A 12,708-nucleotide genomic window follows, 5' to 3' on the forward strand; every position below is an offset into this window, starting at 1 on the left:
CGCATCGTGTCGGGCGCGCGTTCGCTGCCAGTCGTACAACTGCTGACAGGCTTACTGCTGTTGGCCTGGCCATTTTTAATCTGGTTTGGCCTGGCACATAACGGCCTGCACTGGCTGCTACCGCTGATGGCATTGCTGCTGTTTGTACGCTTTCGCCAGACCCGGCGACAGGCGGGACCGTTGCGCGTCGTGACGCAGATAGTGGCGGTAGCGGGCATCACGCTTTGCGTTACCAGCTATCTGCTCAAAACGCACCAGTTGCTGCTGTTTTATCCGGTGGTGGTCAACGGGGTCATGCTGGCAGTCTTTGGTGGCTCACTCTGGTCTACCATGCCGGTTGTCGAACGCCTGGCACGGCTGCGCGATCCCAATCTACCCGCAGCAGGCGTGCGCTACACGCGCCGCGTCACGCAAATCTGGTGTGCCTTTTTCATCCTCAATGGCAGCATTGCGCTCGGTACCGCGCTGTATGGCGATATGTCCCTGTGGACGGTGTGGAACGGCATGCTCTCCTACCTGCTGATGGGAACACTGATGGCAGGAGAGTGGCTGGTGCGCCGCCAGGTGATAAAACGAGATAACCCATGAAGCAGCCCCTTCCACTCTCTGAGTGGCTCAGCGCTCCACGTCCATCCGACGTACCCGTTGCGTGGTTAGAAGACGCGACCTGGACACTCGGCCATCTACGCCACGATGTTGCCCTGTTGATAACGTACCTGCAGCAGCAGGAGGGTGAACGCTGGGCACTGTGCTTTGAGGACAGCTATCTGTTTATCGTGGCACTGCTGGCAACGCTCCATGCTGGCAAAACGCCGGTGATCCCGGGCCATTGTCGCGTTTCATTATTGAACGAGCAGCATGCGCTGTTTGACGGCGTATTGAGCGATAAACCGCTGAACTGGCAGGGTCCGCTACAGGTTGTCCAGTCTGCCATGACGGCCGCCACAGACGACGTGACGTTTCCCCCCATCCGCAGCGACGCCTTTGTGGAACTCTTCACCTCCGGCTCTACCGGCCAGCCGAAGCGGGTCGTTAAACCGATCGGGCGTCTCGATAACGAAGCGGCGTTGCTCGCCGCGCGCTTTGCCGACCGTTTAACAGGTTGTCGGGTGGTGGCATCAGTGTTGCCACAGCATCTGTACGGCCTGACATTTCGTATCTTCCTGCCGATGTCCTTGGGCTTGCCGCTACACGCGGCAATGCTCTGGTACGCCGAACAACTGGCGGCGTTGGGCCATGAGCATCAGTATGTGTTTATCAGCAGCCCGGCGTTTCTGAAACGCCTCGACCACCAGCTTGCCGCGCCGCCGGTCCGGATGGTTCTGTCAGCGGGCGGTATGCTGCCCTGGCAGGACGTCACGCAGACAGCAGACTGGCTAAACGTCTGGCCTGATGAGATCTACGGCAGCACTGAAACCGGCATCCTCGCCTGGCGTTATCGCCAGCAGGATGATGTGGCATGGCAGCCCTTCCCCGACATCAGATTCCGGTCAGAAAATGACGCGTTTCGCGTATTTTCCCCGCTGATTGCTGCTGATGATGGCCTGTTGCTCGACGATATTCTGCATTTTGCAGAAAACGGTCAGTTCCGCCTGATGGGACGGCGGGGCCGGGTGGTCAAAATTGAAGAAAAGCGTATTTCGCTAAGCGAAGTAGAGCGCCGTCTGCTGGCACTGGACGGCATTTGCGACGTTGCTGCTATGCCTGTCTCACGCGGCGGACGCCAGGGCGTTGGCGTCCTGCTGGTTCTGGATAACGAAACGCGTCAACGCTGGTATCAGCGCGGAGGGAAACCACAAGAGCTGAGCTGGCGGCGCGCGCTGCGCCCATGGCTGGAGCCGGTTGCTGTTCCCCGCTACTGGCGGGTGATTGACGAAATCCCGGTGAACAGTATGAACAAGCGTGTCTATGCGCAATTACAGGAGTTATTCCATGAAACCCCATGAAATTGAGCGTCATCAGGCACAACCTCAGCAGGTGGAGATTGTTTTGCATCTCGACCCTTCTCTATTCTGGTTCTGCGGACATTTTACCGTGCAGCCACTGCTGCCCGGCGTGGCACAGATCGACTGGGTGATGCATTATGCCACCACGCTGCTCGCCCCCAGCTGGCGCTTTCACAGCATTCAGAACGTGAAATTTCAGGCTCCGCTGTTACCGGAGAACACCGTCACGCTAGCCCTGGACTGGCAAGAAGAGCGCCAGATACTAACCTTCAGCTACCAGCGCCACGACGGCGAAGCGCGCCATACCGCCAGCAGCGGGAAGATCCGGTTATGCCGTTAACGTTTTCTCCCTGCGTGCTGATCCCCTGCTACAACCATGGCGCAATGATGGCCAGCGTGCTGGCACGTTTGCAGCCGTTTGGCCTGCCCTGCATTGTGGTGGATGACGGCAGCGACACCACCACGCGGGATGAACTTGCTCGCCTGGCAGTAGCTCATCCCCAACTGACCTTAGTTCGTCTGCCTGAAAACGCAGGCAAAGGCGCGGCGGTGCTTAGCGGTATGCAGGCAGCGGCAGAAGCCGGATTCAGCCACGCGGTGCAGGTAGACGCCGACGGGCAGCATGCCATTGAAGATATCCCGAAGCTGCTTGCACTGGCGGAGCTTCACCCAACAGCGTTGATTTCCGGGCAGCCTATTTATGACGACTCAATTCCCCGCTCGCGCCTGTACGGACGCTGGGTGACCCACGTCTGGGTGTGGATTGAAACGCTCTCGCTCCAGCTCAAAGACAGCATGTGCGGCTTTCGGGTTTATCCGGTAGCACCGACGCTACAGCTGGCGCAGCGCGTGACCCTCGGCAAGCGAATGGATTTTGATACCGAAGTAATGGTGCGCCTCTACTGGCAAGGCAACACCAGCTATTTTGTCCCCACCCGCGTCACCTATCCGCTGGACGGTCTCTCTCATTTCGATGCCCTCAAAGACAACCTGCGCATTTCACGGATGCACACGCGCCTGTTTTTTGGCATGTTGCCGCGCATCCCGTCGCTGCTTTTTCGCCGCGCATCGCCACACTGGGCGCGCCAGCAGGAAGTAAAGGGATTATGGGGGATGCGCCTGATGCTACTGGTCTGGCGCTTACTGGGGCGCAAAGCATTCTCCCTGCTGCTCTACCCGGTGGTCGGCGTTTACTGTCTGACGGCAACCACCGCCCGCCAGTCCTCCCAACGCTGGATTGCCCGCGTGCGCGAACAGCTAACCGCACGCCAGATACCGCTGCCGCCATCGCTCACCAGCTATCAGCACTTCCTGCGTTTTGGCGATGCGATGCTCGATAAAATTGCCAGCTGGCGTGGCGAACTGCGGTTAGGCCGCGATGTGATCTTTGCCCCAGGTGCTGAAGAGACGCTCAACGTTAGCTCACCACGCGGCAAGCTGCTGCTGGCCTCGCATCTGGGCGATGTGGAAGCCTGTCGCGCGCTGGCGCAATTACAGGCCAGCAAAACCATCAACGCGCTGGTGTTTAGCGACAATGCCCAGCGCTTTAAGCAAATTATGCAAGAGATGGCCCCGCAGGCCGGGCTGAACCTACTGCCGGTGACCGATATTGGCCCGGATACCGCGATCCTGCTTAAAGAGAAGCTGGATCGCGGCGAGTGGATTGCCATCGTCGGCGATCGTATTGCAGTCAACCCGCAACGCGGCGGCGAATGGCGCGTCTGCTGGAGCCGCTTTATGGGGCAAGCGGCCCCCTTCCCGCAGGGACCCTTTATTCTCGCCTCTATTTTACGCTGCCCGGTGGATCTGATTTTCGCCCTGCGACAACAGGGGAAACTGCGTATTCACTGCGAGCCTTTCGCCGACCCGCTACTGTTGCCACGCGCCGAACGGCAAAACGCGTTACAGCAAGCCATCGATCGCTACGCCGAGCGTCTGGAGCACTACGCGCTACAGTCGCCGCTCGACTGGTTTAACTTTTTCGATTTCTGGCAGCTGCCGGATACCAAAGACAAGGAGTAAGGGTGCTTAACGATCCCCGCTTTACGGCTGAAGTCGAGCTGACCATTCCGTTCCACGACGTCGATATGATGGGCGTGGCGTGGCACGGCAACTATTTCCGCTATTTCGAAATTGCCCGCGAGGCGCTGCTTAACCAGTTCGATTATGGCTATCGGCAAATGAAAGAATCGGGCTATCTGTGGCCGGTGGTCGATACCCGCGTCAAGTACCGCAACCCTCTGACCTTTGAGCAGCGCATTCGCGTACGCGCCCGCCTTGAGGAGTTCGAAAACCGTCTGCGCATTGGTTACGAAATTTTCGATGCCGAAACCGGCAAACGCGCGACTACCGGCTATACCATCCAGGTGGCGGTAGAAGAGAACAGCCGCGAACTGTGCTTCGTCAGCCCGGCTATCCTGTTCGAACGTATGGGGGTCACGCCATGAGATTTTTACCGCTGCTGGCGCTGCTTATCAGCCCATGGGTCAGCGCTCTGACGCTGGATGATCTGCAACAGCGCTTTACCGAACAGCCGGTCGTTCGCGCCCACTTCGATCAAACCCGCACCATCAAGGATCTGCCGCAGCCGCTGCGATCGCAGGGCAACATGTTGATCGCCCGCGACCAGGGATTGCTGTGGGATCAAACGTCCCCATTCCCGATGCAGCTGCTGCTCGATGACAAACGGATGGTGCAGGTGATCAACGGCCAGCCGCCGCAAACCCTCACCGCTGAGAACAACCCGCAGATGTTCCAGTTCAACCATCTGCTGCGCGCACTGTTCCAGGCGGATCGTAACGTGCTGGAACAGAACTTCCGCGTGGCGTTTGCCGACAAAGGTGAAGGCCGCTGGACGCTGCGCCTGACGCCGATCACCACGCCGCTGGATAAGATTTTCGCGACCATTGATTTAGCCGGAAAAACTTATCTGGAGAGCATTCAACTGAACGATAAGCAGGGCGATCGCACCGACATCACGCTTTCCCAACACCAACTGACGCCCGCACAGCTGACTGATGATGAACGCCAACGCTTTGCCGCCCAGTAAACGTCCCGCGCTGCTGTGGGGAATCGCCTGCCTGATCCTATTGGGCGTGTTGCTGACGCTGTTGCCTCAGGCACGGCTTAACAGCAGCGTGCTGGCAATGCTGCCCAAGCAGACGTTGGGGGCGATCCCGCCGAGCCTCAACGACGGCTTTATGCAGCGCCTTGACCGGCAACTGGTCTGGCTGGTAAGCCCCGGGAAAAAAGCCGACCCGCAGGTTGCCCGCAGCTGGTTGTCGCTATTACAGAAATCGCAGGCGCTGGCTGAGGTCAAAGGCCCGATGGACGCCGACAGCCAGCAGGCATGGGGCGCTTTCTTCTGGCAGCACCGCAACGGCCTGATCGATAGCGACACCCGCGCCCGCCTACAAAACGGCGGTGAAGCGCAGGCGCAATGGATACTTTCCCAGCTCTACTCTGCTTTTTCCGGTGTCAGCGGCAAAGAGCTGCAAAACGACCCGCTGATGCTGATGCGCGGCTCGCAGTTGGCAATGGCCAAAAACGGCCAGCGCCTGCGGCTGATGGACGGCTGGCTGGTGGCTCAGGATGATCAGGGCAACTACTGGTACCTGCTGCACGGCGAGTTGGCCGGTTCGTCGTTTGACATGCAGCAGACGCACCAGCTGGTCACCACGCTGAATACGCTGGAAGGTGAACTCAAGGCGCAATATCCGCAGGCGCAGCTGTTGTCTCGCGGGACCATGTTCTACAGCGATTACGCCAGCCAGCAGGCAAAGCGGGATGTTTCGACCCTCGGTGTCGCCACCCTGCTTGGGGTGATTTTGCTGATTGTGGCGGTGTTCCGCTCCCTGCGCCCGCTGCTGCTGTGTCTGATTTCGATCGGCATTGGCGCGCTGGCAGGCACCGTCATCACGTTGCTGATTTTTGGCGAGCTGCACCTGATGACGCTGGTGATGAGCATGAGCATCATCGGGATCTCCGCCGACTACACGCTCTACTATCTGACCGAGCGGATGGTGCACGGCGCAGAAACCTCACCGTGGCAAAGCCTCAGCAAAGTGCGCAATGCCCTGCTGCTGGCGCTGCTTACCACCGTGGCGGCGTATCTGATTATGATGCTCGCGCCCTTCCCCGGCATTCGTCAGATGGCGGTATTCGCGGCGGTGGGCCTGAGCGCTTCCTGCCTGACGGTGATTTTCTGGCACCCGTGGCTGTGTCGTGGGCTGCCGGTGCGCCCGGTTCCGGCGATGGTACTGATGCTACGCTGGCTTGCCGCATGGCGACGCAATAAAAAGCTTTCCGTCGGCTTGCCGGTGGCGCTGGCCCTGTTCTCGCTGGCGGGTCTTGCCACACTGCGCGTGGACGATGATATCTCGCAGCTTCAGGCGCTGCCGCAGGATATTTTGGCACAGGAAAAAGCGATTACCGCGCTGACCGGGCAGAGTGTCGATCAGAAGTGGTTTGTGGTGTACGGCCAATCTGTACAGCAAACGCTGGAACGGCTGGAAGCCTTTACTGCTGCGCTGGAGCAGGCGAAAAAAGAGGGATGGCTTGGCGGGTATCGCACTATTCCGCTGAATTCACTCGCCCGCCAGCAACAGGATCTCAGCCTGCTGAAAAACGCTGCACCAGCCGTCACTAAAGCCCTGAACAACGCCGGACTGGCGACGGTAAATGCCGAACTTAACGCCATGCCGGTAACGGTCGATGCCTGGCTTGCCAGCCCGGCCAGCGAAGGCTGGCGGCTACTGTGGCTGACCCTGGCCAATGGCGAAAGCGGCGTGCTGGTACCGGTTGAAGGGGTGAAAGACAGCGCTGCATTAAACACCCTCAGTACCCAATACACCGGCGTCGCGTGGGTAGATCGTAAAAGCAGCTTTGACGAACTGTTCGCGCTGTATCGCCATATTCTGACCGGCCTGCTATTGGTTGCGCTGGCAGTGATTGCCTGCGGCGCGATGGTGCGGCTTGGCTGGCGCAAAGGGCTAATCAGTCTCGTGCCATCGGTATTATCGCTAGGCTGCGGTCTGGCGGTGCTGGCGCTCAGCGGCCATGCAGTCAATCTGTTCTCGCTGCTGGCGCTGGTGCTGGTACTCGGCATCGGCATTAACTACACGCTGTTTTTCAGCAATCCGCGCGGCACACCGTTAACCTCATTTTTAGCGATTACGCTGGCGATGCTGACCACGCTGCTGACCCTCGGCATGCTGGTTTTCAGTGCCACCCAGGCTATCAGCAGCTTTGGTATCGTGCTGGTGAGCGGCATTTTCACCGCCTTCCTGCTGTCACCGCTGGCGATGCCAGTGAAAAAGAGAAAAAAAGACGATGAGTAAACTGATATTTCGTTGGTTGAGTGGGCTTTTGCCGGATGGCGGCATTGCCTTATCCGGCCTACGTCAGCACATCAATTGTAGGCCGGATAAGCGCAGCGCCATCCGGCGGGGCCTGCTCGTCGCCACGCTGATGCTGGCCGGTTGCAGCCACTCACAGCCCGAACAAGAAGGCCGACCACAGGCGTGGCTGGAGCCGGGCGCACGCGTGACGCTACCCGCGCCGGGGATCTCTCCGGCGGTCAGTTCCCAGCAGCTCCTCACCGGCAGCTTTAACGGCAAAACCCAGTCGCTGCTGGTGATGCTTAACGCCGATGATAAAAAACTCACCCTGGCAGGCCTCTCCTCTGTCGGTATCCGCCTGTTCCTCGTCACTTACGATGAAAAAGGGCTGCATGCCGAACAGTCGATTGTGGTGCCGCAACTGCCGCCCGCCAGCCAGGTTCTGGCCGACGTGATGCTCAGCCACTGGCCGATTAGCGCCTGGCAGCCGCAGCTGCCGAAGGGCTGGACGCTTACCGATATCGGCGACAAGCGCGAGCTGCGCAACGCCCGCGGCAAGCTGGTCACAGAAATCACCTACCTGAACCGCAAAGGCAAGCGCGAGCCCATCAGCATCGAACAGCACGTGTTTAAATACCACATCACCATTCAATATCTGGGTGACTGAGATGATCTACATTTCTGCGGTTGGCATGATTAACGCGTTGGGCAACAACCTCGATGAGATTGCCGCCAACCTGACGCGCGGCGTGGCCCCCGGTATGCGCCCGCGCACCGGCTGGCTTCAGGGCCATCCGCATGCGGTGTTAGCCGGCGTTGACGGTGAACTGCCGACGATCCCCGATGAATTTAGCGCTCACCGTTCGCGCAATAATCAGCTGCTGCTGGCGGCACTGGCGCAAATCCAGCCGCAGGTAGATGACGCCATTGCGCAGTTTGGTCGCGACCGCGTTGCCGTGGTGCTCGGCACCAGCACCTCCGGACTGGACGAAGGCGACGTGCATGTTGATCTCACGCTCAACGGCAAAGCGAGCAGCGCCTGGCAGTACCCGCAGCAGGAGCTGGGCGACCCGTCGCGCTTTCTCAGCCACTGGCTGGCATTGGACGGCCCGGCGTTTACGCTCTCTACCGCCTGCTCCTCCAGCGCCCGCGCGATCATGAGCGGACGCCGCCTGATTGAATCCGGGCTGGCGGACGTGGCGATTGTCGGCGGGGCGGACACGCTAAGCCGGATGCCCATCAACGGTTTCCACAGCCTGGAATCACTCTCGCCAACGTTATGCCAGCCATTTGGTCGCGACCGCTGCGGGATTACCATCGGTGAAGGCGCGGCGCTGATGCTGCTGACCCGCGAACCGCAGCCGATTGCGCTGCTGGGCGTTGGCGAATCCAGCGATGCGTACCATATTTCGGCCCCGCATCCGCAGGGCGAAGGGGCGATCCGCGCCATTACGCAGGCGCTTAACGACGCGGGGATGACGCCAGAGCAGGTGGGCTACATCAATCTGCACGGCACCGCCACGCCGCTGAACGACAAAATTGAGGCTAACGTAGTGAACACGCTATTTGGCGAAAGCGTCCCGTGCAGTTCGACTAAACATCTGACCGGACACACGCTAGGTGCTGCGGGGATCACCGAAGCTGCCATCAGCATGCTGATTTTACAGCGTGACCTGGCGCTGCCACCGCAGGATTTTGGCTCCTCGCCACGCGATGAAACGCTGCCTGCCTGTGGGATCATCGAACAAATGCAGCCGCTACCGCACCCGGTCATCCTGTCAAACTCCTTTGCCTTTGGCGGCAATAACGCCAGTATCCTGCTAGGGAGAAATTCATGAGCCGCTATTTAGCACCCGGCGACTATCTGCCGCACGACGCGCCGATGCTACTGCTTGAAGAAGTGCTCAGCGTGACGGACGACTCCGCCACCTGCCGCGTCATGGTATCGCCCGACGGCGTACTGGCTCCGTTTCTCGATGCCGAGGGCAATCTACCCGGTTGGTTCGCCCTTGAACTAATGGCGCAAACCGTTGGCGTCTGGTCCGGCTGGCACCGTCATCAGGCGGGCCAGGCCAGCATCTCCTTAGGCATGGTGCTCGGCGCACGTGAATTAGTCTGCGCGGCGGGAATATTGCCCGGCGGCCTGACGCTGGATATTAGCGTCACGCTACTGATGCAAGATGCACGTTTTGGCAGCTTTGAATGCACCGTTCAGGCCGGTGAAGAGCTGCTGGCAAGCGGTCGCGTCAACACCTTCCAGCCGACAGCGGAAGAACTTAACACCCTATTTCAACAAGGAGCGTCCGCATGAGTCGTTCAGTTTTGGTTACCGGCGCCAGCAAGGGCATTGGTCGCGCCATCGCCCGCCAGCTGGCGGCGGACGGCTTTGTGGTCGGCGTTCACTATCATCGCGATGCGCAAGGTGCCCAGGAGACGTTGGATGCAATCCTCGCTGCTGGAGGCACGGGGCGTCTGCTGGCCTTTGACGTCGCCAACCGTGAGCAGTGCCGTGAAGTGCTGGAGCAAGATAACGACGCGCACGGTGCGTGGTACGGCATCGTCAGTAACGCCGGTATTACCCGTGATGCGGCCTTCCCGGCGCTCAGCGACAACGACTGGGATGCGGTGATCCACACCAACCTCGACAGCTTCTACAACGTCATCCAGCCGTGCATGATGCCGATGATTAGCGCCCGCCTGGGTGGGCGCATCATTACCTTATCGTCGGTTTCCGGCGTGATGGGCAATCGCGGTCAGGTCAACTACAGCGCCGCCAAGGCGGGGATTATTGGAGCGACAAAAGCGCTGGCGATTGAGCTGGCAAAACGCAAAATTACCGTCAACTGCATCGCGCCGGGGCTGATTGATACCGGGATGATCGAAATGGAAGAGGCCGCGCTGAAAGAGGCGATGTCGATGATCCCGATGAAACGGATGGGCCAGGCCGATGAAGTGGCCGGGCTTGCCAGCTATTTAATGTCGGATATCGCGGGTTACGTCACCCGCCAGGTGATTTCTATCAATGGAGGGATGCTATGACGCGTCGCGTGGTCATTACAGGGATGGGCGGCGTCACCGCCTTTGGGGAAAACTGGCAGGATGTCTCCGCCAGGCTACTGGCGTATGAAAACGCGGTGCGCAAAATGCCGGAGTGGCAGGTTTATGACGGGCTGCACACGCTGCTGGGCGCGCCGGTCGATGATTTCACCCCACCGGAGCACTATACCCGCAAGCGTATTCGCTCTATGGGTCGCGTGTCGCTGATGTCCACCCGCGCGACCGAACTGGCGCTGGAGCAGGCCGGGCTGATTGGCGATGCGGTGCTGACCAACGGTGAAACTGGGATTGCCTACGGCTCGTCAACCGGCAGCACCGGTCCGGTGAGCGAGTTCGCCACCATGCTGACCGAGAAGCACACCAACAATATAACCGGCACCACCTACGTGCAGATGATGCCGCACACCACCGCCGTCAACACCGGATTATTCTTCGGCCTGCGTGGGCGAGTGATCCCCACCTCCAGCGCCTGCACCTCCGGCAGCCAGGCGATTGGCTACGCATGGGAAGCCATTCGTCACGGCTACCAAACGGTGATGGTCGCCGGCGGCGCGGAAGAGCTGTGTCCGTCGGAAGCGGCGGTGTTTGATACCCTGTTCGCCACCAGCCAGCGCAACGACGAACCAAAAACCACGCCCTCGCCGTTTGATGAACATCGCGACGGGCTGGTAATTGGCGAAGGCGCAGGCACGTTGATTCTGGAAGAGCTTGAGCACGCCAAAGCGCGCGGCGCGACAATTTACGGTGAGATTGTCGGTTTTGCTACCAACTGCGATGCGGCGCATATCACCCAGCCGCAGCGCGAGACGATGCAGATTTGCATGGAGCAGTCGCTGAAAATGGCGGGCTTACGCGCGCGGGATATCGGTTATATTTCAGCCCACGGCACGGCGACCGATCGAGGTGATATTGCAGAAAGTCAGGCAACCGCCGCCATTTACGGTGATAATGTGCCGCTGTCCTCGCTCAAAAGTTATTTTGGCCATACCCTTGGCGCCTGTGGGGCGCTGGAAGCCTGGATGAGTTTGCAAATGATGCGCGAAGGCTGGTTTGCGCCTACGCTAAATTTAAGCCAGCCTGATGCCAACTGTGGCGCGCTGGATTACATTATGGGTGAAGCCCGCAAGATTGATTGTGAGTTCCTGCAGAGCAATAACTTTGCGTTTGGCGGCATAAATACTTCTATTATCATCAAACGTTGGCCCTGATATGTACCGGATCGTTGTTGGGAAAGTTTCTGTTTTAAGCGCTGGCACCCTGCCTCGCGCGTTGTATGAACAGGCGCCGCAAGGTGCGCGCCGCACGCGCTGGCTGGCTGGCCGCGTGCTGCTTTCCCATGCCTTGTCACCACTGCCTGACATTGTCTATGGTGAGCAGGGAAAACCGGCATTCTCAGGCGACACGCCGCTGTGGTTTAATCTCAGCCACAGCGGGGATGACATCGCCCTGCTGCTCAGTGATGAAGGGGAAGTCGGCTGCGATATTGAAGTCGTGCGCCCCCGTGATAACTGGCGGACGCTGGCAAATACAGTATTCAGCCTTGGGGAACATGCCGAAGTCGAAGCTGAACGCCCGGACCACCAGCTGGCGGCGTTCTGGCGCATCTGGACGCGCAAAGAGGCCATCGTTAAGCAACGTGGCGGCAGCGCCTGGCAAATTGTCAGCGTCGACAGCACCACCCTGACGTCCTCACTCTCTGTCAGTCAGTGCCAGCTCGATACCCTGAGCCTGGCCGTGTGTACGCCAACGCCGTTTACATTGACCGCCGACGCCGTGCAGAGACTGGATACCTTAGCGTAAATTTTCCGGGAAGTTATCCGGCAATTCGCTGGCAGCACAGGCAATAACGCTGTCATTATTCGCCCCGCAGTCACGCACGAAGGTAATGGTCGCGAACTCATCAATCACCTCGGTTGGATACGCCGGGCCCGCATCACGATACGACATCATCAGCGGAACATGGTCATTCTGGAAGCAGACCGTTTTCTCCGGATTGTTGATCACCCAGCGTGGAAAGAAGATGGTGCCGTGGAAAAGTTTGTCACCCAGATTTACGATCAAGCTGACGTCGGTTCCGGTCGGTTCGGTCCATGAAATTTTATAAACGCTCTCCCCAACTCGCACAATGTACGCCCGCTGATCTTTCACCCAACGGTTAGCCACAATACCGCTGTGAATACGGTAATCCAGCGTGGTGTCATTTTTCACGTAGATCTCGTAATTCCAGCCATTATCGTAGGTATAGACCAGATGTTTGCCGACAAACCCGCTCAAATCATGTTTATCAAAAGCGCTCATATGCGTTCTCCTCTCAGTTGATGGGGCGATCTTAACGCTTCAAAAATTGGATGAATAACGCTATGTTT

14 protein-coding genes are annotated in these 12,708 nt (G+C 59.0%); 13 read left to right on the forward strand and 1 reads right to left on the reverse strand.

Translation table 11 applies throughout. The annotated features are described in order from the left end of the window. Positions 1–6: 6 nt before the first annotated feature. From FDX22_RS28455 to acpT, 13 genes are all read left to right on the forward strand, one after another. The gene (locus FDX22_RS28455; RefSeq protein WP_115257257.1) at positions 7–588 is read left to right on the forward strand and encodes a hypothetical protein; all 582 of its coding nucleotides are present in this window, start codon (positions 7–9) and stop codon (positions 586–588) included. Further along, positions 585–1,946, forward strand: coding sequence for an AMP-binding protein (locus FDX22_RS28460; RefSeq protein WP_146718111.1), 1,362 nt, complete (start codon positions 585–587; stop codon positions 1,944–1,946). Before FDX22_RS28455 ends, FDX22_RS28460 begins: the two co-directional genes overlap by 4 nt. Further along, entirely contained in the window at positions 1,933–2,286 is a 354-nt protein-coding gene (locus FDX22_RS28465) for a beta-hydroxyacyl-ACP dehydratase (protein WP_146718112.1), read from the forward strand. The genes FDX22_RS28460 and FDX22_RS28465 overlap by 14 nt, the downstream gene beginning before the upstream one ends. Further along, positions 2,277–3,968 (forward strand): glycosyltransferase, encoded by a 1,692-nt coding sequence (locus FDX22_RS28470; protein WP_146718113.1) that lies wholly within the window; start codon positions 2,277–2,279, stop codon positions 3,966–3,968. The genes FDX22_RS28465 and FDX22_RS28470 overlap by 10 nt, the downstream gene beginning before the upstream one ends. Positions 3,969–3,970: 2 nt before the next feature. Continuing rightward, positions 3,971–4,393, forward strand: coding sequence for a thioesterase family protein (locus FDX22_RS28475; RefSeq protein WP_146718114.1), 423 nt, complete (start codon positions 3,971–3,973; stop codon positions 4,391–4,393). Continuing rightward, on the forward strand, positions 4,390–4,995 hold the full coding sequence (locus FDX22_RS28480) for an outer membrane lipoprotein carrier protein LolA (protein WP_135911262.1): 606 nt from the start codon (positions 4,390–4,392) through the stop codon (positions 4,993–4,995). The genes FDX22_RS28475 and FDX22_RS28480 overlap by 4 nt, the downstream gene beginning before the upstream one ends. After that, positions 4,964–7,285, forward strand: coding sequence for an MMPL family transporter (locus FDX22_RS28485; protein ID WP_146718115.1), 2,322 nt, complete (start codon positions 4,964–4,966; stop codon positions 7,283–7,285). Before FDX22_RS28480 ends, FDX22_RS28485 begins: the two co-directional genes overlap by 32 nt. Before the next feature lie 130 nt (positions 7,286–7,415). Beyond that, on the forward strand, positions 7,416–7,952 hold the full coding sequence (locus FDX22_RS28490) for a DUF3261 domain-containing protein (protein WP_117342614.1): 537 nt from the start codon (positions 7,416–7,418) through the stop codon (positions 7,950–7,952). A gap of 1 nt (position 7,953) precedes the next feature. Then, the gene (locus tag FDX22_RS28495; RefSeq protein WP_146718116.1) at positions 7,954–9,123 is read left to right on the forward strand and encodes a beta-ketoacyl-[acyl-carrier-protein] synthase family protein; all 1,170 of its coding nucleotides are present in this window, start codon (positions 7,954–7,956) and stop codon (positions 9,121–9,123) included. Continuing rightward, entirely contained in the window at positions 9,120–9,596 is a 477-nt protein-coding gene (locus FDX22_RS28500) for a 3-hydroxy-fatty acyl-ACP dehydratase (protein ID WP_146718117.1), read from the forward strand. Before FDX22_RS28495 ends, FDX22_RS28500 begins: the two co-directional genes overlap by 4 nt. Then, complete coding sequence (locus tag FDX22_RS28505) at positions 9,593–10,324, forward strand: 3-ketoacyl-ACP reductase FabG2 (RefSeq protein WP_146718118.1); 732 nt, start codon at positions 9,593–9,595, stop codon at positions 10,322–10,324. Before FDX22_RS28500 ends, FDX22_RS28505 begins: the two co-directional genes overlap by 4 nt. After that, complete coding sequence (locus tag FDX22_RS28510; RefSeq protein WP_135911257.1) at positions 10,321–11,550, forward strand: beta-ketoacyl-ACP synthase; 1,230 nt, start codon at positions 10,321–10,323, stop codon at positions 11,548–11,550. The genes FDX22_RS28505 and FDX22_RS28510 overlap by 4 nt, the downstream gene beginning before the upstream one ends. Before the next feature lies 1 nt (position 11,551). Then, positions 11,552–12,142, forward strand: a complete 591-nt coding sequence (gene acpT, locus FDX22_RS28515) for a 4'-phosphopantetheinyl transferase AcpT (protein ID WP_146718119.1) — start codon at positions 11,552–11,554, stop codon at positions 12,140–12,142. Here the strand turns inward: acpT and FDX22_RS28520 are convergent. Further along, entirely contained in the window at positions 12,134–12,640 is a 507-nt protein-coding gene (locus tag FDX22_RS28520; RefSeq protein ID WP_137399856.1) for a phenolic acid decarboxylase, read from the reverse strand. The genes acpT and FDX22_RS28520 overlap by 9 nt on opposite strands. Positions 12,641–12,708 lie beyond the last annotated feature (68 nt).

The organism is Citrobacter sp. TBCS-14, assembly GCF_005280805.1.
GTDB classification, from domain to species: Bacteria; Pseudomonadota; Gammaproteobacteria; order Enterobacterales; family Enterobacteriaceae; genus Citrobacter; species Citrobacter gillenii.

Bases quoted from the DNA above. Each gene is read 5' to 3' on its own strand.
- FDX22_RS28505 (WP_146718118.1), top strand. From the start codon at position 9,593: ATGAGTCGTTCAGTTTTGGTTACCGGCGCCAGCAAGGGCATTGGTCGC.
- FDX22_RS28470 (WP_146718113.1), top strand. From the start codon at position 2,277: ATGCCGTTAACGTTTTCTCCCTGCGTGCTGATCCCCTGCTACAACCAT.
- FDX22_RS28465 (WP_146718112.1), top strand. From the start codon at position 1,933: ATGAAACCCCATGAAATTGAGCGTCATCAGGCACAACCTCAGCAGGTG.
- FDX22_RS28520 (WP_137399856.1), bottom strand. From the start codon at position 12,640: ATGAGCGCTTTTGATAAACATGATTTGAGCGGGTTTGTCGGCAAACAT.
- FDX22_RS28510 (WP_135911257.1), top strand. From the start codon at position 10,321: ATGACGCGTCGCGTGGTCATTACAGGGATGGGCGGCGTCACCGCCTTT.
- FDX22_RS28495 (WP_146718116.1), top strand. From the start codon at position 7,954: ATGATCTACATTTCTGCGGTTGGCATGATTAACGCGTTGGGCAACAAC.
- FDX22_RS28490 (WP_117342614.1), top strand. From the start codon at position 7,416: ATGCTGGCCGGTTGCAGCCACTCACAGCCCGAACAAGAAGGCCGACCA.
- FDX22_RS28460 (WP_146718111.1), top strand. From the start codon at position 585: ATGAAGCAGCCCCTTCCACTCTCTGAGTGGCTCAGCGCTCCACGTCCA.
- FDX22_RS28485 (WP_146718115.1), top strand. From the start codon at position 4,964: ATGATGAACGCCAACGCTTTGCCGCCCAGTAAACGTCCCGCGCTGCTG.
- acpT (WP_146718119.1), top strand. From the start codon at position 11,552: ATGTACCGGATCGTTGTTGGGAAAGTTTCTGTTTTAAGCGCTGGCACC.
- FDX22_RS28480 (WP_135911262.1), top strand. From the start codon at position 4,390: ATGAGATTTTTACCGCTGCTGGCGCTGCTTATCAGCCCATGGGTCAGC.
- FDX22_RS28500 (WP_146718117.1), top strand. From the start codon at position 9,120: ATGAGCCGCTATTTAGCACCCGGCGACTATCTGCCGCACGACGCGCCG.